14 protein-coding genes are annotated in these 18,169 nt (G+C 48.3%); 7 read left to right on the top strand and 7 right to left on the bottom strand.

The genetic code is table 11. The features are described from left to right. Positions 1-8 precede the first annotated feature (8 nt). Both hcp and QZL66_RS05025 read right to left on the bottom strand, forming a co-directional pair. A complete protein-coding gene (gene hcp / locus QZL66_RS05030; RefSeq protein ID WP_022410646.1) occupies positions 9-1,607 on the bottom strand; it encodes a hydroxylamine reductase in 1,599 nt (532 codons plus the stop codon). A gap of 20 nt (positions 1,608-1,627) precedes the next feature. Continuing rightward, the gene (locus QZL66_RS05025) at positions 1,628-2,341 is read right to left on the bottom strand and encodes an ATP-binding protein (RefSeq protein ID WP_022410645.1); all 714 of its coding nucleotides are present in this window, start codon (positions 2,339-2,341) and stop codon (positions 1,628-1,630) included. Positions 2,342-2,459: 118 nt separating this feature from the next. Between QZL66_RS05025 and QZL66_RS05020 the strand changes: the two genes are divergently transcribed. The 3 genes from QZL66_RS05020 to QZL66_RS05010 all read left to right on the top strand — a co-directional run bounded on the left by QZL66_RS05020 (position 2,460) and on the right by QZL66_RS05010 (position 5,211). Further along, entirely contained in the window at positions 2,460-3,122 is a 663-nt protein-coding gene (locus QZL66_RS05020) for a Crp/Fnr family transcriptional regulator (protein ID WP_022410644.1), read from the top strand. Between the two features lie 199 nt (positions 3,123-3,321). Continuing rightward, complete coding sequence (locus QZL66_RS05015; protein WP_022410643.1) at positions 3,322-4,686, top strand: MATE family efflux transporter; 1,365 nt, start codon at positions 3,322-3,324, stop codon at positions 4,684-4,686. 12 nt (positions 4,687-4,698) lie between these two features. Further along, positions 4,699-5,211, top strand: coding sequence for a hypothetical protein (locus tag QZL66_RS05010; protein WP_022410642.1), 513 nt, complete (start codon positions 4,699-4,701; stop codon positions 5,209-5,211). A 90-nt stretch (positions 5,212-5,301) separates the two neighbouring features. Here the strand turns inward: QZL66_RS05010 and QZL66_RS05005 are convergent, their stop codons facing one another. The 4 genes from QZL66_RS05005 to QZL66_RS04990 all read right to left on the bottom strand — a co-directional run bounded on the left by QZL66_RS05005 (position 5,302) and on the right by QZL66_RS04990 (position 9,806). Next, positions 5,302-7,092 carry an ABC-F family ATP-binding cassette domain-containing protein gene (locus QZL66_RS05005; RefSeq protein WP_022410641.1) on the bottom strand — a complete coding sequence of 597 codons (1,791 nt, stop codon included), beginning with the start codon at positions 7,090-7,092 and terminating at the stop codon, positions 5,302-5,304. Between the two features lie 18 nt (positions 7,093-7,110). Then, positions 7,111-7,635, bottom strand: a complete 525-nt coding sequence (locus QZL66_RS05000; protein WP_022410640.1) for a DUF3592 domain-containing protein — start codon at positions 7,633-7,635, stop codon at positions 7,111-7,113. 137 nt (positions 7,636-7,772) lie between these two features. Continuing rightward, positions 7,773-8,855, bottom strand: a complete 1,083-nt coding sequence (locus QZL66_RS04995; protein ID WP_022410639.1) for a dockerin type I repeat-containing protein — start codon at positions 8,853-8,855, stop codon at positions 7,773-7,775. Between the two features lie 42 nt (positions 8,856-8,897). Then, positions 8,898-9,806: a dockerin type I domain-containing protein gene (locus QZL66_RS04990; RefSeq protein ID WP_022410638.1), complete on the bottom strand. Its 909-nt coding sequence runs from the start codon at positions 9,804-9,806 to the stop codon at positions 8,898-8,900. Between the two features lie 808 nt (positions 9,807-10,614). Here QZL66_RS04990 and QZL66_RS04985 point away from each other — a divergent pair. The 4 genes from QZL66_RS04985 to QZL66_RS04970 all read left to right on the top strand — a co-directional run bounded on the left by QZL66_RS04985 (position 10,615) and on the right by QZL66_RS04970 (position 14,968). Continuing rightward, positions 10,615-11,568 carry a hypothetical protein gene (locus QZL66_RS04985; protein WP_293601869.1) on the top strand — a complete coding sequence of 318 codons (954 nt, stop codon included), beginning with the start codon at positions 10,615-10,617 and terminating at the stop codon, positions 11,566-11,568. A gap of 27 nt (positions 11,569-11,595) precedes the next feature. Beyond that, on the top strand, positions 11,596-12,714 hold the full coding sequence (locus QZL66_RS04980) for a dockerin type I repeat-containing protein (RefSeq protein ID WP_022410636.1): 1,119 nt from the start codon (positions 11,596-11,598) through the stop codon (positions 12,712-12,714). 278 nt (positions 12,715-12,992) lie between these two features. After that, a complete protein-coding gene (locus QZL66_RS04975) occupies positions 12,993-14,078 on the top strand; it encodes a hypothetical protein (RefSeq protein ID WP_022410635.1) in 1,086 nt (361 codons plus the stop codon). A 17-nt stretch (positions 14,079-14,095) separates the two neighbouring features. Further along, positions 14,096-14,968 carry a dockerin type I repeat-containing protein gene (locus QZL66_RS04970; protein WP_022410634.1) on the top strand — a complete coding sequence of 291 codons (873 nt, stop codon included), beginning with the start codon at positions 14,096-14,098 and terminating at the stop codon, positions 14,966-14,968. A 612-nt stretch (positions 14,969-15,580) separates the two neighbouring features. Here the strand turns inward: QZL66_RS04970 and QZL66_RS04965 are convergent. Further along, entirely contained in the window at positions 15,581-17,866 is a 2,286-nt protein-coding gene (locus tag QZL66_RS04965) for a hypothetical protein (RefSeq protein WP_022410632.1), read from the bottom strand. Positions 17,867-18,169 lie beyond the last annotated feature (303 nt).

Below are 18,169 nucleotides of genomic sequence, written 5' to 3'. Positions count from 1 at the left end.
ACGTGTGATTATGCGTTCAGGATTGCCGCAAGATCTGCCTCCGGTGCGGTGATGAGAGCGATGCGGAAGTGTTCCACCAGATATTGCAGCACGTTGGGGGAGAGAAATGCCGGCAGCGTCGGGCCAAGGCGGATATTCTGGATGCCCAGATGCAGCAGCGTCAGCAGGATGCAGACCGCTTTCTGTTCATACCAGGAAAGTACCATGGAAAGCGGCAGTTCGTTGACACCGCAGTCAAATGCCTCTGCCAGTGCCAGTGCGATCTGGATGGCGCTGTAAGCGTCGTTGCACTGCCCGATATCCAGCAGGCGGGGGAGTCCGGCAACAGTTCCCAAGTCCAGATCATTGAAGCGGTATTTTCCGCACGCCAGCGTGAGCACAACAGAATCCGGCGGTGTCTGGCGGACAAATTCCGTGTAGTAGTTTCTGCCGGTGCGTGCGCCGTCGCAGCCGCCCACAAGGAAGAAGTGGCGGATTTTTCCGTCCTTGACGGCTTGGATGATCTCCGGTGCGTGCTGGAGCACGGCGTTCTGTCCGAATCCGGTGGTCACGGTAGAACCGCCATTGATGCCGGTCATCTGGTGCGCCTCCGGATAGCCGCCCAGTTCCAGTGCTTTGGAAATCACCGGTGAGAAGTCCTTGTCCGCACCGATGTGCTGCATCTCCGGGTAGGCAACCACTTCGGTGGTAAAGACACGGTCAGCGTAGCTTGCCTTTGGCGGCATCAGACAGTTGGTGGTAAAGAGAATGGGTGCCGGAATGTCTGCAAATTCCCGCTGCTGATTCTGCCATGCTGTGCCAAAGTTGCCCTTGAGATGGGGATACTTTTTCAGCTCCGGATAGCCGTGTGCCGGCAGCATCTCTCCGTGGGTATAGACGGAAACGCCGGTGCCGGCAGTCTGCTCCAGCAGCAGCTTCAGATCCCGCAGGTCGTGACCGGAGATGACGATGAACGGCCCTCTTTCAATGCAAAGCGGCACTTCGGTGGGCACTGGTGTGCCGAATGTCTCCGTGTTGGCACGGTGCAGCAGTGCCATGCAGTCCAGATTGACCTTGCCGACCTCCATGACCAGGGGCAGCAGTTCTTCCATCCCCCGGTCCTCGCCAACTGCGAACAGTGCACGGTAGAGAAAACGATAGATTTCCTCGTCAACGTAGCTCAGCACCATGGCGTGATATGCGTAGGCGGCAATGCCGCGGATGCCGAAGAGAATGAGAGATTTCAGGCTGCGGATGTCCTCCTGTGCCTGCCAGAGATTTGCCATATTGTACTCGTCATTTCTGCCACAGGGCGAACTGCAGCTGCTGCATTCCGGAACAAGGCGTGCCTTTTCCTGCCGCACTCGCTGGATGCAGCGGCGAATGGAATCCTCGTCAAAGCTGACGTTGGTCATGGTGGTAAACAGTGCTTCGATCACCAGTTTTCCGGTGGTTTCGTCCGGCAGCGTGTCGCCATCGGTGGCACGTGCCAGACCGATGAGCGCACCGGTCAGCTCGTCCTGCAGCGCAGCGACTTGGGCGTTTTTTCCGCAGACGCCAGCTTTTCCGGTACATCCGGAACATCCGGCAGTCTGCTCACACTGATAACAAAACATATTCTGACGCATATTCAATTCCTCCGATTTTTTCAGGTCTGGTTTAAAATGATGCCGTCGATGGAGATGGTGGCAACGTGGAACGGCAGCGCTTTTCCGCTGTTTTGAACCGCCTCTCGTGCAGCGTGTTCCAGTCCGCCGCAGCAGGGGACCTCCATACGTACCACAGTGACATCCTGAATGTCATTGTTGCGGAGAATCCGTGTCAGCTTTTCGGCATAGTTGACATCGTCCAGCTTGGGGCATCCGATTAACGTAGTTTTCCCACGCAGAAATGTTTGATGCATGGCAGCGTAGGCGTAGGCAGTGCAGTCTGCTGCGATGAGCAGAGATGTACCCTGAAAGTAGGGCGCATGTTCCGGAACCAGCCGAATCTGGCACGGCCACTGTGCCAGCTGGGATGCGCCGGAAATCGGCGGTGCATCCTCGGTGTGATTTCTCTGGCGCATTTGCCGCATGCGTGTGCCGGGACATCCGCCGGCGTGGCGGGAATGTGCTGCCTGCTGGGCTGCAAGCTTGTTCGCCTGCACTGCCTTTTCGTCGTAGGCAGCGGCTTCCCGATGGGTGAATGAGATGGCATTGGTGGGACATGCCGGCAGGCAGTCGCCCAGCCCGTCGCAGTAGTCGTCCCGCAGCAGTTTTGCCTTGCCGTTTACCATGCCGATGGCACCCTCATGGCAGGCAGCTGCACATGCACCGCAGCCATTGCACTTTTCCTCGTCGATGACGATAATTTTTCGAATCATGCGGAATCCTCCTATTGTGATTTTTTATGATCTGTATTTGCTTGTCTTGACTTTCTGAATATAGTATAGTACAATATTCAGAGAAAAGATGTTGTTGTAACAACAGAACGGAGAAAAAATGCAAACAAATTTATGCCAGACGCCCCTTTTTCTGGGGATCAAAGAAGAGGAGCTTCCTGCCATTTTGCAGTGCCTTGGCGGGCAGGAGCGGCGTTATTCCAGAGGAGAAGTGATTTTGCCGGAGGGCGTTCCCATTACCAAGTTAGGGGTTGTTCGGCATGGAAAAGTGCTCATGGAGCACAGCGATGTCTGGGGCAATAACAGTGTGCTGGGACACGCTGCATCCGGTGCGGTATTTGGGGAGGCATATGCCTGTGCGCCGGAGGAATCGCTTTTGATTCGAGTAATCGCAGCGGAGGAAACGACGGTTTTGTTTCTGGATATGCAGCGCATCTGGAATCCCTGTTCCGATGCGTGTCCGTTTCACATCCAGCTGCTCCGCAATCTGCTCACCATCAGCGCCAAAAAGAACCTCCAGCTCTCCCGCAGAATCCTCCATACCGGTGCCAAGACGATTCGTGGCAGACTGCTGTCCTATTTTTCGGATTGCAGCAAACGTGCCGGAAGCCGGACGTTTTCTATTCCCTATAACCGGCAGCAGCTGGCGGACTATTTGGGCGTAGACCGGAGCGCCATGTGCAGCGAGCTTTCCAAGATGCAGAAAGACGGCATTCTCTGGTATCAGAAAAACCAGTTCCGGTTGGAAACCGCCGAAGTATAAGAGCTCGTGTTCATAGGCGTCTATCTACGTCTTTTCGGCAAATTTTGTTGCATACTGCGTTAAAAATTCTTGCCATACGAAAGTATGCCTGCAAATTTTTGCCTTGTCTGCAAAAAAATTTGCTCGAAAATCCGCATATATTTCCTATGAACACAAGCTCTAACATCAAAGCAATGGATTAACGGAAGGAAAATATTTCATGAAGAAAAGTCATCAGATGGACATGCTTCAAGGTCCGCTGCTGAAAAATATTATTTTATTTGCGCTCCCCATTGCGCTGAGCAGCATTCTCCAACAGCTATTTAATGCAGCAGATACGGCGGTTGCCGGTCGGTTTGGCAGTCCGGACGCACTGGCAGCCGTGGGAACCAACGGGGAGATCGTGGCGCTGATCGTCGGACTTTCGGCAGGACTTGCGGTCGGTGCCAATGTGCGCATTGCCCACTTTATCGGAGCGGGAGAGCAGAAGAAAATTCCGGATGTGGTACATACCGGAATGCTGTTTTCTGTGCTGTACGGTGTACTGTTCGGCGCACTGGGACAGCTGATCTCCAAACCGCTGCTGATGCTGATTCATACGCCGGCGGATATCCTGACTTCTGCTGACAACTATCTGCGAATCTATTTTGCCGGTGTGCCGTTCCTGATGATTTACAATTTCGGCGCAGCCATTCTCCGTGCGAAAGGGGACAGTAAGCGTCCTCTTGGCGCACTGATTTTTTCCGGTGTCATCAACGTGTTTCTCAACTTGTTTTTTGTGGTGGTTTGTAAGCTGAGCGTAGTTGGTGTGGCGCTGGCGACCGATCTTTCTGCGGCAGTCAGTGCAGCTATGGTGGTATTCTGGATGCTGCGGGAGCACGAGGAGTTCCGCTTGTCTCTGCGAAAGCTGAAGCTCAACAGGCAGCACTTGCAGGCAATTTTGCGCATCGGAATTCCGGCGGCAATTCAGAGCGCCGTCTTTTGCATTGCCAATATTTTTGTACAGTCCGCCATCAACACATTCGGCAGCGCTGCAGCTGCCGGTGTGGCAGTTTCCATGAACTTTGAATACATCGCCTACTACATGGACACAGCATTCGGACAGGCAGCGACCACATTTATCAGCCAGAATTACGCTGCTGGAAACAGACAGCGGTGCAAGAAAACTGTGGGGATTTGTTTCCTTGCAGCAACCCTGTTTTCTGCGGTAATCATTGTTCCGGTGGTTTTGTTTTCACGGCAGGCTTCCGGTTTGTTTACTACTTCTTCAGAAGAAATCACCTACGCCTGCGAACGAATCCGAATTATTCTGGGGCTTCAGGTCATCTGTTCCTGCTATGAGATTCCGGCGTGGTCGATGCGCGGTCTTGGCTATTCCACACTTCCGGCAGCAGAAACTATGCTGGGAATCTGTGCGGTGCGGATTCTCTGGCTGTTTACCGTATTCGCCCGCTTTGGCACGCTGAAGAGTTTGTACTTCTCTTTCCCGTCCACTTGGGTGATTACCTCAACAATGATTCTCATCACGTTTTTTATAGTATGGCGAAAGGCGTTTCGCAGCCGGCCGTCAGTGCAGTGCGGATAATGGAGGGAGAAAATGAGCATAGGGCTTCGAATTTTGTCTAAAGATACCGCACAGTATCGTGTGCAGGACATTGTGGAAATCCATCGGCTTTTTCCATATGGGGAAAACTATGTTTTGATGATTCAAGGAATTTTCGGGGAAGATCCGATAGAGTATGTGCAATGTCATTGTAGCAGCATGGACACGATTTTTTTGCAGCATCCGGAATTGACGGCAATATATCAGGCATACACCGCTCATGTGATACAGGAGAAAAAGCAATACCAAACGAAAAAGTTCTGGTGCGTGATAGCGTGTTTACTCGCACTTGTGGGAATTTATATTTTCATCTTGTTTTTCTCTATTTTTCGAAATCTTGTGACACTTGCCTTGATTAGTTCTATTTTGGAATTGGCATTGCTGCTGACATTTGGAATTTCTTGTCATGTGTGGCTTCCCAAGCTCATGCCGGAAGAACACATTCAAAGAAGGCTGCAAGTTTTGCACGAGGAGATGCTGGAACAAGTCCGGAACTTTCAGAGATGAAAAAAGAGGAGATCTCATTGGGAGATCTCCTCTTTTGGTAGTTTCTTATGAGTTCCCTATTGTAATAGTATATACTATTGTAATAGGGAATTAAACCATCTCACCGTTTGCAATGCGCTCCGCAAGGTCGTTGAGGTAAACCCAGCGTTCCATCTTTTCCTCAAGTTGCGTTTCCAAAGCGCTCTTTTTCTCGGATAGTTCTTGCAGCTTCACATAGTCAGAGGTGCATGCGCCAAGCTGTGCTTCCGTTTCCTGGATCTGCTGTTCCAGCGCAGCGATGTCATCGTCAATGCTCTCGAACTCCCGTTGTTCCCGATACGAGAATTTCAGCTTCTTTTTCCCCACAAAAGTGCGCTCTTTCTTCTCCGTAGGTTTGGCAGCCTTTTCTGCGGATTCTGCCGGTATGCACTGCGCAGCATAGTCGCTGTAGTTGCCGTTGTAGCGGTGCACATCGCCATTACCAGACAGTTCCCAGATCTCCGACGCCATCTTGTCTAGAAAATAACGGTCGTGGGAGATGGCAATAACTGCACCGGCAAAGTTCCGGAGGTAGTCCTCCAAAATGGTCAGCGTAGTGATGTCCAGATCGTTGGTCGGCTCGTCCAACAGCAGAACATTTGGCGCAGACATCAGCACTTTGAGAAGATACAGGCGTTTCCTCTCTCCGCCGGAGAGCTTTTCGATGCGGTTCCACTGCAATTCCGGCGTAAAAAGGAATCGTTCCAGCATGGTTGCCGCAGTGATAGTTCCCTCAGGAGTCTGGATGCGGTCGGCGGTTTCCCGAATGTACTCGATGACACGCTGCGTGGGATCCATGCTCTCGCATTCCTGCGAAAAATACCCGATGCGCACCGTATCGCCCAGCGTAATGCTTCCGCTGTCCGGCTGCAGTGCACCGCAGATCAGCTTGATGAGCGTGGACTTTCCGGCACCGTTGTGTCCCACAATGCCGATGCGTGCATCTCTTGGCAGTTTGTAGGAAAAATCGTGGAGCAGCAGTTTTCCGTCAATGGACTTCGAAACGCCCTCCAATTCCACGGTTTTCTTTCCCAGTCGGGAGGAAACCGATTGCAGCTGCATCTTTTCCTGTTCCGCCGGAATCTCCCGATTTTCTAGCACATGGAAGCGCTCGATTCTGTCCTTGGACTTGGTGCCTCTCGCCCGAACACCACGCCGGATCCACTCCAGTTCCTGCCGATAGAGCGAGCGGTTTTTCCGTTCCTGCGCCTCGGCATCTGCCTCACGCTGTGCCTTTTGTTCCAGATAGGTGCTGTAGTTTCCGTCGTAGGAGAAGAGACTGCCACGGTCAACCTCCACGATTTTCCGGGTGATGCGGTTCAGGAAATACCGGTCGTGGGTGACCATGACAATTGCGCCACGATACTTTTGCAGCTGCTCTTCCAGCAGCTGTACGGTTTCGTTGTCGATGTGGTTGGTCGGCTCGTCCAGCAGCAGCACATCGCTGGGCTGGATGAGTGCCGCAGCGATACCGGCACGACGGCGTTCTCCGCCGGAGAGCGTTCCGATGTCCCGTGAAACGTCGGTGATGCCCAGCTTTCCCAGGATGGACTTCGCCTCAAATTCCTTTGCCTCTTTCAGGTCGGCGGGGAGGTGGAGCATCACCTGTTCCAGAACGCTGCCATGGGGGGCGAATTCCGGAATCTGCGGCAGGTAGGAGATGCGCACACCGCTGGTGCGGATCACATTCCCGCTGTCGGACTCCTCTGCGCCAGCCAAAATGCGCAGGAGCGTGGATTTTCCCGTGCCGTTGATGCCAATGATCCCGACTTTGTCGCCCTCATTGAGGAAGAACGACACATTGTCGAGGACTTTGCGCTCCATGTATGTTTTGGAAATATTTTGTGCGGATAGTAAGATCATCGTGCAGATTCCTTTCTGTTATTGAAAGAGCAAAAACATTGCGCCGGCGAAAACCGCCAGTCCCACGCCGGTGCAGAGCAATGTCACGCCTACCGTACCGCCAAGGCTGACCGGCTTTTCCACGAAGCCCTGCTTGGGATTGCGGGGATTGTAGACCACGGGCATGGTACTGCCAATGGGCCAGAGCGCTGCGGCGAGTTCCCCGCAGTTGCAGAACATGCCGGCGGTGTGGATGTGGAGAACATCCCGCTCTGACACGAAAAGGCGGTTCCCCGCACCGGAAGCGCCGGATTTGTGGGAGGTGACAACGCCCTTGTAGTGCCGGTAGGCAGTGTAGGGTTTCCCGTCCACCAGATATGCGACCACCGGCGAGATGGCTTTGCGGTTTCCGCCGCCGATGCGGTAGCGCTGGACAGTGCCGGTGGTCCGGGCAGAGCATTTTTTGGAGAGCGCACGCCCACGGCAAAAGAACGGCAGGGAGAGCAGCGCCGTCAGGATGCCGGCAGCGCCGATGCAAAGGCAGGCGATTTCGGTTGCAGTCATAGGGGGATACCTCCAGTGAAGTAAGATTCTGTAGAATCATTGTAGCACACCGGCAGCGGGTTGTCAAGAAAGGCGAAAAAAAGAGCACAGTCCCGCCGGAAATGGGGCTGTGCTCCGCCTTGTGAAAAGGCAAAAGTTTAGAGCTGATTGATGAGCTGGATCAGGAACTTCAACAGGGTGAGGGAATCATCTGCGGAGATCACGCCGTCGCCGTTGCAGTCCATGTTCGCCTTTTGAATTTCATTATAGGTAACGCTGCCGTTGACGCACTTGTTCAGCAGAACCGCATCTTTCAAATTAACTTCGCCGTCCAAGTTAACATCGCCAACATATGCAGTTTCATCGCTGTAAACAATGTTAGGCGCAGAGACACGAATATTGTCCGGAAGTTTTGCAAATTCTTTTGCAAATTCGCTTGTACTGGATGCGTAAATTATGGGAAGCTCATCGACATGACCCATATACTTTGCTGCCCACAAAAGAACATACTTACTGTAATCCTTTCCGGGATATGTTCCGTCTTCCGGAACGGTCACGCTGTCCTCAATAATGATAGACTTGTACGGATATACATCGAATTCATCCGGCAGTGCAAATCCCGGACCGGAAATGGTGACCGTCTGGGTGAAGTAATCGAAACTCCACGTTGCGCCATATTCGGAAGTGCCGGTTGTTTCGTGCACAGGATTTTTTGCAATACCATAGCCGAAAAAAGAATAATTCGGCCTATCCGCAAATGCATAATATGCCGCAGAGCCATAGGGTGCTTTGATTGCAGCAAACTCGTACATGAAAGGACCCCACTTTGTCACACTTTCCGGCAGAAAAACGGTCTGTTTGCCGCGGTCGGAAGGCGTGTGGAAAAAGTCTTTCAGCAAGCAGCCAATGTCAGTGATGCCATCTTCAAAAACAATATTGCAAACCGGAAGCAGTACCCACTCGGGGTTTTCATAAAAGTCCTGCTCGCCATCATTCTCTGCTTTTTTGTAGTAGGTTTTCATTGCGCCAGTTCCGGAAAATGTGATGGTTTCCGATGCAGCGTCATAATTCCACTGAATGTTGTCGCCCTCTGCACCGCAGATACCAGAATAAGCTGTTTCCTGTGATGTAATCGGTGCGGGGGAAACAGATTCAAAATCTACGGCTGCTACAGATTCCACAGAAAATGAAAAACTCAAGACAGCTGTTGTCACCAGAATTAAGAATTTGGATTTTCTCATTTCAAGACCCCCTTTTGTCCTAAAATAACAAATCGGCTTTACTTAGGCGTTTATAATTTTGTTAATGCCAACAGCATCTGACAAGTCAATCTGACCATCCATGTTTACATCAAAAGCGAGGATGAAAATAGCCGAAGCAACACCCGGACCGACATCTTTGTAATTAAAGTCGATCTTATTGATGAGGCTCACCAAAAAGCGAGATGCCAACGTGTAGTCTGCCGAGTCAACAATGCCATTGTGGTCAAGATCGCCCAAAGCATACGTATTCAGCGAATACGATCCGTCATCATCGTTCAGGGAAGTGAAGTTGCTGCTGAGTGTGAATCCACTATGAAGTTTGGCTTCACTCGTAGCGGTTCCTGCTGTGAACGGAAGTGTTACTATCGCTTCAACACTTTTAGAATCAGACGCAAGTGTTCCTGTGATTGTCAGATATTGCAGATTGCTAGATGCACGAACGATCAGACTTTCGTAGCCACTCTGAAGCGTATAAGGATGAGCTGCCATATCATAAGACACAGCATTAGATGTTGATACGATGAAATTTCCAACAGCTTCGGCTTGCGGACGATCGTTTGTGATTACTGCATAATGCTTAGAATTTGCCATACGAGTTCCGTTATAGTAGTTTCCGCCGTTTCCGAGAGAAACTGTTGTGCTGCTGTTTGCACTGGTAAGTGCGATACCGGATTCATCTTCACTACTCAAAAGGGCAAGTCCTTCTTCGTAGGTGGACATCATATCTTTCAATTCATCTCCAGAGATTCCGTTGTCCAAATAAAATTGTGCCACTTCCCGTGTCTCCGGATTTTCGAAAGAGTTTACGTATTCCTGCGCATCGATTGCTTCATATTCCGATGCGAACGCAGGGATTGTGGTTGCGGACATTGCCACTGTCATTGCCAATGCAGAGATGCCGGCAATGGCTTTTTTGATTGTCTTATGCATTGGAAACTTCCTTTCTTCAATTTGTGTCTTAGTTGCGGATGTTCCTCGACAATTTCCAAGCATTCCTCCTTTTTAAAATTACAGAAAATGGAAAAAGTTGTTGAGTATTATCGCTTTCCTTTTTTGTAATTTTATTATACTCAGCAAACACCTATTTGTCAACACATTTTCACAAATTCTTATTTTTTTAAGTACCCTGTGTACAAACATCGTACTTTTCAAAGCAAACCGAAAAAAACAGAAAGCTTTTTTCAAATGTGCTTTTTGCCGTGCTCACGATTTCCTCATAGATGGGGATTTCCGTTTTTTGGCACGCAGGTGTTCCGCTCTACTGGTAGCGTAGCACAAACCGCCCCCTCTGTCAATAGCCCAGCACCAAATGGTCGATTTTCGTCTTCATTTGGTCAATTCCGTCGAATACGCACGAGCAAATCGACTAGAATCTGGTAAAATGCAGCAGGCGGAAAATGGGGATCAAAAAACCTCTGCCGGGCGAACGACGTTCCAGATTCGGCGCAGGACGGTTATTTTAGGATTGCCAAAAATATTCTTTTATCATAATTTTCTGCTAAATATTGAAAAAATCACGTTCCGGCTTTCGTGCACTTGACCAAATAGAGGCGAAAATCGACCATTTGGTGCTGGGCTATTGACAGAGGCATCATAGCATGCTATACTGAGAGTGAAAAAGAAAGGATTGTGCGAATTATTTTCCATAAAATGTTATGGCTCTGATTTGTATTATGCCTTTTCATAGAAAGGGGGAATGCTTGGAAAATATTAAAAAATTTATAATCAGAACGTGTAATTGAAGAAAGGAAGTTTTTATGAACAAGACAATCAAAAAACCGTTGCTGGTATTTCTGCATTGGCAATGGCTGTAACGATGTCTGCAACAGCAGTTCCCGCATTTGCATCGGAATATGAAGCGGTAGAAGTACAGGAATATGTTGACTCTTTTGCAGATTTTGAAACACAGAAAGTTGTAAAGTACTGTTTGGACAATGGTTTGTCCTTGGACGAAACTAAGGAGGCAGTTGAAATTTATCAGAGAGGCGAGGAAATGCTCTCTGAATCTGAAATTGCAACGTTTTCAACAACAAGTGCTCCGAATTACTATAATGTAAGTCGTCTGGCACCTACAACACATTTTGTAATGTTGATCGTTGCTACTCCGCAAGAGAGTTTTCCGATGCTTCGCATTAGCACATCGTCTTATTCTAACATGGTTACTTATGACAAAAATAATGGCTATGCAGTTTGCCGTCCGTATAAGGAAAAGATCGGCTATGTTAGCGAAGGATACCTCACTAATGAAGCAAATTTTGAAGGCGTTAATACAACAAAATGGACATATACTCAGTATCTTTCTAATGTGTCTGCTTTGAGTGTATCCAATGCAAGAGGAATCACTAGATTTAAGATTACTCCGGATAGAAATAACTGCACTAGTGAGGCAGCTTTGAACAATGTTATCAGTGTTGACAGCTATTGCCCGACGGCGAATGTAGCTGTTTCGCATGAAATTTATGCGTTGGGTGATGTAAATCATGATGGCATTGTGAATGAAGCAGATTCTACACTGCTGTTGAAGTATGCTATGGGTTCAGAGGATTTGAATATCACTTATGCTGACGGAAACAATCACTATTCGTATATCACCAATCCCATGGCTTGTGATACAACTCAAGATGATATTGTAGATGTTTCGGATGTAGTTCTGTTGAATAAGTTTATTAATGGAGCGATTAGCACATTGTAATTCGTACATCTAGAGAGGAGGGTTCATATGCGTAAGAACTTTTTGAAACTTACCAGCATGCTTGCTTCCTGCGCAATGCTGGCAGCAGCAATTGTGCCGGTTTCTGTACATGCAACTCCGCTTGTGTTCGATCAGATGACAGAGAAGAATGGGGTATATTCCGGTGTAATTGGCGGACACTTCGCCGGAGATACGCCGAACCGCTGGGAGGTAGACGGAAATGTTCTGACACTTTCCGGACAGTATTTCTACGGCTGGAATGAAACCGGCTGTCTGGATGCCTGGTCGGATTCGTATATTCCGTGGTACCAGTTCTGTGATCAGATCGACACGATTCGATTCAAGGATTTCAATATCTCCTGCATGAATACGGATATGGGGGCATATGTCTACAATGGTCTGGATCATCTCAAGGCGATTTATGTGGACGAGTACTCTCTCTCCAATGTAGAGGGACAGGATGTGGAGCGATATCGGGAACTGCTGAACCGTGCGGACACCGTATATGCACAGGCGGATAGTTTTGCCGATTGGTGTGTGCGCTGGAGTGATACGACGGAGCTTGTTACCAATGGAACCGATATGACACCGTTCTATACTCGTTCCGGACAGCTGAGTGATACGGTTTCCTGGCGGTATGACGATGCGGAACGTACACTTTGGATTGAGGGTAGCGGTACGGCTTCTGTCAATCTGGACGCTTGTAATCAAATTGCGATGCTGAAAGACGGATATGATAAGATCAAGATTGCCAATCAGAACATCCGTATTCCGTCGTCGCTGCTGATTCGCCTGATGGTGAATCAGGAGGACGGAACATCGGAAAAAACGGCATATCTTTATCGTGATACATTCCGTTTGGATGGAAGTTCCGGTGATACGTTTGATGCCTCTATGCTGGAACATTATCATTGTTCCTATGTTTTGCAGGATGCCGAAATTGATACTACCATTCGTGGCGATGTGAATCTGGACGGAACAGTTGACCTGACCGATGCTGTCATGCTGGGCAAGATCATCAGCGGAAGCGTTGAGATGAACGATCAGCAGAAACAGAACGCTGACTGCACCAAGGACGGCGCAATCACCACAGATGACACACAGCTTCTGATGCAGTTCCTGATGCACAACGTGGAAACGCTTTGAGTACGCCCTTATTTTCCAAATACTGGTATATTCTGTGGCTTGCTCTCGTGCACTTGACCAAATAGAGGCGAAAATCGACCATTTGGTGCTGGGCTATTGACAAAGGCATCATAGCATGCTATACTGAAGGTGAAAAAGAAAGGATTATGCGAATTATTTTCCACAAAATGTTATGACTCTGATTTGTATTATGCCTTTTCATAGAAAGGGGGATGCTTGAAAATAGTCAAAAACATTCATAATTAGAATGTGTGGGATTTAAGAAGGGAGTTTTCAAAATGCACAGAGTATTTAAAAAGGCTGTCGCCGGTATTTCGGCACTGGCGATGGCGGCAACACTTTCCGCTGTTGCAGCACCTGTGTTTGCCGCAGAAAATGCACAGCTGGAAAGTACAAAAGAAACCCTTGGTTCTCTTCTTGCTGGTTCGGAATATGCTTCTATGGAGGGCATCAGCATTAGCGAAGGAACCGCACTTCGTGATCTGGGAAGCAACACGCTCATTGGAAATCTGTACACTGTTTACCACGACTCGGAGGTAATTGGTGTTGTCAGCGAACTCAAGGGAAGCGACAATCAGGTACTTTCCACTTATCACGAAACCGATGATGTTGCGCTTCAGTCCGCAGCAGATACCGACACAGCGGTCGCTTTTTACAGAGATGGCAATTCTGTAATGGTATACGATGGTGACACCCTCACCAATGTATCCAATGGCGAAGCGGTTGATGCAGCGCCGGAACAGGCAGATTTGCAGGGATTGGAAATCGCCGATTCTGATTTAGCGCAGTATGCAGCAAAAAGCACTACCAAACAATGTGTTTTGTCTGATTTTTTCGATAACTACAAAGTACGTCCTGCTACGAATGGATATGGCAATGTCTCTTGGTCTGCTGCAATTGCCTCCTTGTACAATTATCAAAACGGCTATATGAAAAACACTGCAAATGCATTGTCTGCTAATGATGTGTATGATATGGCAGTTGGCATTTATAATACGCCCATGGTTGGCGGTACGGTCAATCAGGTACAGGAACTTTTGGCAATATACAATCTGAATAGTACTTATAAAGATGGAAGTCTTACACTTGATCAGGTTTATGAAAATTTGTCTGTAAGAAACAAGCCCGTCATGATTCGGATGTATTCCGGTGGGGCGGCGAAGTATCCGTCTATTGATGGCGTGATTTATGGCTGTGTTCATGTTGAAAATGGCGATGAGGTGGACGATTTATATAAGATTTATGATGGTCAGAGTGGCTATTCCTTTAATGCAACAGTAAAAATTGTTGATGGTTGGGAAGAATTTTCCGGGGGTGGCTCTGAACCGTATTCTGAATGGAGCGGTACGTTTTCGTTCTTTTAAACAATGAGGTGATATTTATGAAAAAAAGCAAAATGATCGCAGCTGCGCTGGCAGCGAGCATGGTGGTATCTTCTCTGGGTATTCTCTCGGCAAGCGCTGATGGTGCAACTTTCAATTATGTTACCATCAATGGAAATGAAATCCCGACATATATGACCAACTGCACCGGCGAGGAATTCGTGAAGAAAATCCAGCAGCAGTCCACGGATGTCTGTGGCGAAGGCTATCTGGATGATATGCTGATGTGGGAATTTGACTCCGTCTTTTCCCATGATGATGTTACACTGCCGGATAATATGTTTGCAGACGGCGTAACTTACGGCAATGCCTATATTCCCAATTATGACTTATATGCAGGAATTGTCCGGAAAGAAAACCTCGACGGCGATTGTGTTGTGAAAGTTCCGATGTATTACAATGGCGATCTGCTGACTGTGGTGGAATTTGTGCACTCCTTTGACTTTTGGAATGTAAACAACATTACGAACAAGGAAGAAACTGCAGCGATTGCCGTGGCATTGGATGAGAGCGAGGATGTTGCTTTCGGTATGTATGACGGAAAGGACTGCTTTGCCGGGTTGGCAGTTTATGTTAACGGAAAGATTCTTAACATTGACCAGGGTGGCACAATTCTGCCTACCATTGACGAAGTGATTGCCAACAACAAGGACACCAAGGAAGACGAGGTTTCCACCCTCGTCGGCGATGTCAATCTGGATGGCAATATCGACCTGACCGATGCTGTTATGCTGGGCAAGATCATCAGCGGAAGCGTTGAGATGAACGATCAGCAGAAACAGAACGCAGACTGCACCAAGGACAGCAGTGTTACCACGGATGATACACAGCTCCTGATGCAGTTCCTGATGCACAATGTCGAAACGCTCTGAGTTACCAATTGGGGAAAATGAAGAAATCGTGATGTGGTGCCGGTGATTCCGGCGCTTGGAAACGCCCTCCCGTTCCTGCCGTCCGGCGCTGCGGGAGGGCGCTTTGCGTCCTGCGTAAATTTTTTCTTCTGCGAAATACATCTTGACAATTTTTTATCGATATGTTATAATAAATCTACAAGCACATTTCGTGTGGAAAAGCGAGGTGAAATTCATGAAGGAGACATACGTAGCACCGGAGCTGGAGGTCGTAGAGTTCGATTGCGAGGATGTTATCACCACAAGCGGTGTGAACCCCGATGAAAATGAACTGCCCATCGTTCCCATTGGCTAAGAAGTTCCGCAGTTTCAAAACGAAAAATCCGTTCTGCTGTGACGCAGGACGGATTTTTTACGCAATGATGCAGTAGCATAAAAGGAATGTTTCAGTTTTCCATAATGTTTTTGTTTTATCGCATTTTTTTCTGAAACATCACGGCATAATAAGACGAGTCATTTGTCGATATTGACCGTATCAAAAATCTGCAGTATCACATGATTCTGGACTACGCCGATCGGGTGCGGAAGCTGCAGCAGTATCACGGAGACTGTTCCCGTTCCGCATGCATTTTTTTATTGATTTAGCGTGTGTTCGATCTCGTCACGTGCCATGTACGTGACTTCCGTATACTGTGATTGATAAGTCTGATACCGTGTATCAAATGCTTCCTTGCTAAACTCCTCGCCGTCAATGTCATAGAGGTGTTCGGCATTTTCGTCGCAGCGCAATTTGTGCACGATTTCCGCTTGCCCTTTTTTCAGCTGGTAGACATCGTATTCATAGTGCATAGAACCGCCGTGTGTCAATGTGACAAACTGCCCTGTGTGTTCGATGTATCCCATAAATCCGTTGTCGCGGACTGCGGGAGAGGTGAGGATTCGAGTGACTTTCTGATCACTGTAGCTGTACATGGCACTGCCGAAATCCATGCTCTCACAAGTGACATACAGCTCCGGCACGTCATCGTCATCGATGTAGAGCAGCGCATATTTCCATGTGACACCGTCCATCTCGTAGTCCAGACTGTTCTGGAATTCGTCCAGAATGCTGAAGTAAGCGCTTTTCCAGTTGGCAGCAGCGCTGTCTGTTTTCGAAACAGACGTGAAATTTTGGAGATTTTGTTCCGGCTGCCATACATAATAGTTCTGGAAGTCCGGAGTAACCGTATTGGCAGAGTACATGGTCTTTTCTTTTTCTTCTGCCTGTGTGCCCTTTAATACCTGGCTGCCGTCACCGTTCTCCAAAATACGCACCGAACTCTGCCCGTTTTCCAGCTGTGCGCTCCATGTTTCGCCATTCGTTGTGTTTAGATACGTGTAGCCAAATACGGAATTCATGGTATTTCCACGGATAAAGCCGTTGGAGAAATATTCTGTGTTCATTCCGGCATTGTTCAGGAAGTAAAAACTGCCGTCTGCTTTCACAACGCCGACACTTTTATAATCGCTGTCATTGGTGCCTTCAATCAGCAGTTCCTTTTTTCCGTCCTGATCCAGATCCATGATGCACTGCATGAGATTCATGGAATCGAATGTATCCCAGATATCATGGTGATATTCCGGATAGCGGAGGATGTCCTCAAACAGCGCATCCTCATTCTCAAAGGTTTCGGTGAACAAGTTCTCATCGCCGAGAATCTTGTTGAGGTCAGAGGTAAGCGTGAGTTTGTTCCAGTATTCCTCGTATTCCATAGATTGGTAGTGATATTTTTTCAGTAGGCTGATTTTCACGATTGGCGTTACCTGCGCATCTCCTTTGGCAACAAACTGAGCGCTGCACTCCTCTGAAGATCTTTCCTGCAACTCTTCCTGACTGTCGTATGCGATATCCAAGCCGAATTCATTCAGCAGCAGAGAATAAGCTGCCTCAGCAGAGGAGCATGTCCCGCCAACCACATGAAAGCCTGCTTCAAAGGCAGAAAAAAGATTGGTGTACAAGTTGGATTTTCCCTGCCGGATGGTCATGGCATCCACCTCATCCTTGACTCTTTGCGCACTCTCCGGGTAAGGGGATTGTTCTTCGTCAACAGAACAGCTGCCCAGTTCCTGCGTCTCCCGAATGCTGGGCGGAAGCAGTTTGGAATAGATCACCGTTTCGTCCAAAGGATATGCGACAGTAGCCCATTCCATGTCTGTAGAAGCGATGGTGCAGGGTGTGATCTCATGGTTCTCTATGGTGAATACATTGAAACTTTTCACATATGGACACGTTTCTCCCGCATAGAAATAGCACTCTCTCGTCAGAAGGCTGCCGAAATACAGATTGCCCTGATACGATGAGGTTGCAATTTCCATACTGTTGGCTCTTGAAAAATAGATGGAGTTGGTTACCGCCTGCTGCTTGTCGCTGATGTCCAGAATCTCCGTCAGATACTTGCTGTCGGAAACCTTGACTGCGCCGCCCTCGATTTCTAGCAAATCTATCCGGATGTCGTCGCCGTCGGTACTGTTCTTATCGAAAGTGAATGTGACCAGCTCGTTCTGAGCATCGCCGTCGAAGTCGTTCTGAACGGCTGCTGCCAATCCGCTGGGTGCGTTTTGCACCTCCAAAGAATCCGATATTTCGAATTTTTTGTTGATCTGGCAGAGCGTCTGCTGTCCGAGATATTCTTTCCAAAGTGCATTGCACTCCTCAGCGGACAGACCGCCTTTGGCATCCTCTGATTTTTCTTTCCCGTTGGAGTCCGTCTTGTCTGCACCGCCTGAATCCTTGTCCTCTCCGGATGTTTCGCCTGAGTTTTCCTCACTGGCATTTGCGCCGGATTCTGTCGGAGTTTTCATGACATCACAGCCGTACAGTGTGCTGCTGCACGCTATGGTCAGCGCAAACAATAACAAAATACTTCTTTTTTTCCACATAAGAATGATTCCCCCGTTTCATTTTTTTGAAGTGGCTAGTATATTGTACCACATAAATACTAATACACTGTGAATAAAATTCAACCTTTTCTTTTTTCTATGAAACAACCTTTCGTTTTTTCATGGTGTATTTGCAAAAATGCTTTTACAAATATGCAAATCGCATGACAAATATGTTATACAAATATCTTAGATTCTGCTACAATAGAGATAGTTTGATAGAAACGATAATATCAAACAACAGAAGGAGGAATTTTTTGTATGAATAAGCAAAAATGGCTGGCGGGACTGACTGCGGCAGTA

Origin of the sequence: Ruminococcus sp. CAG:330, assembly GCF_000437175.1 — a bacterium.
Classification (GTDB): Bacteria; Bacillota; Clostridia; order Oscillospirales; family Ruminococcaceae; genus Ruminococcus_C.
This window is presented reverse-complemented; position numbering and strand designations above follow the sequence as displayed.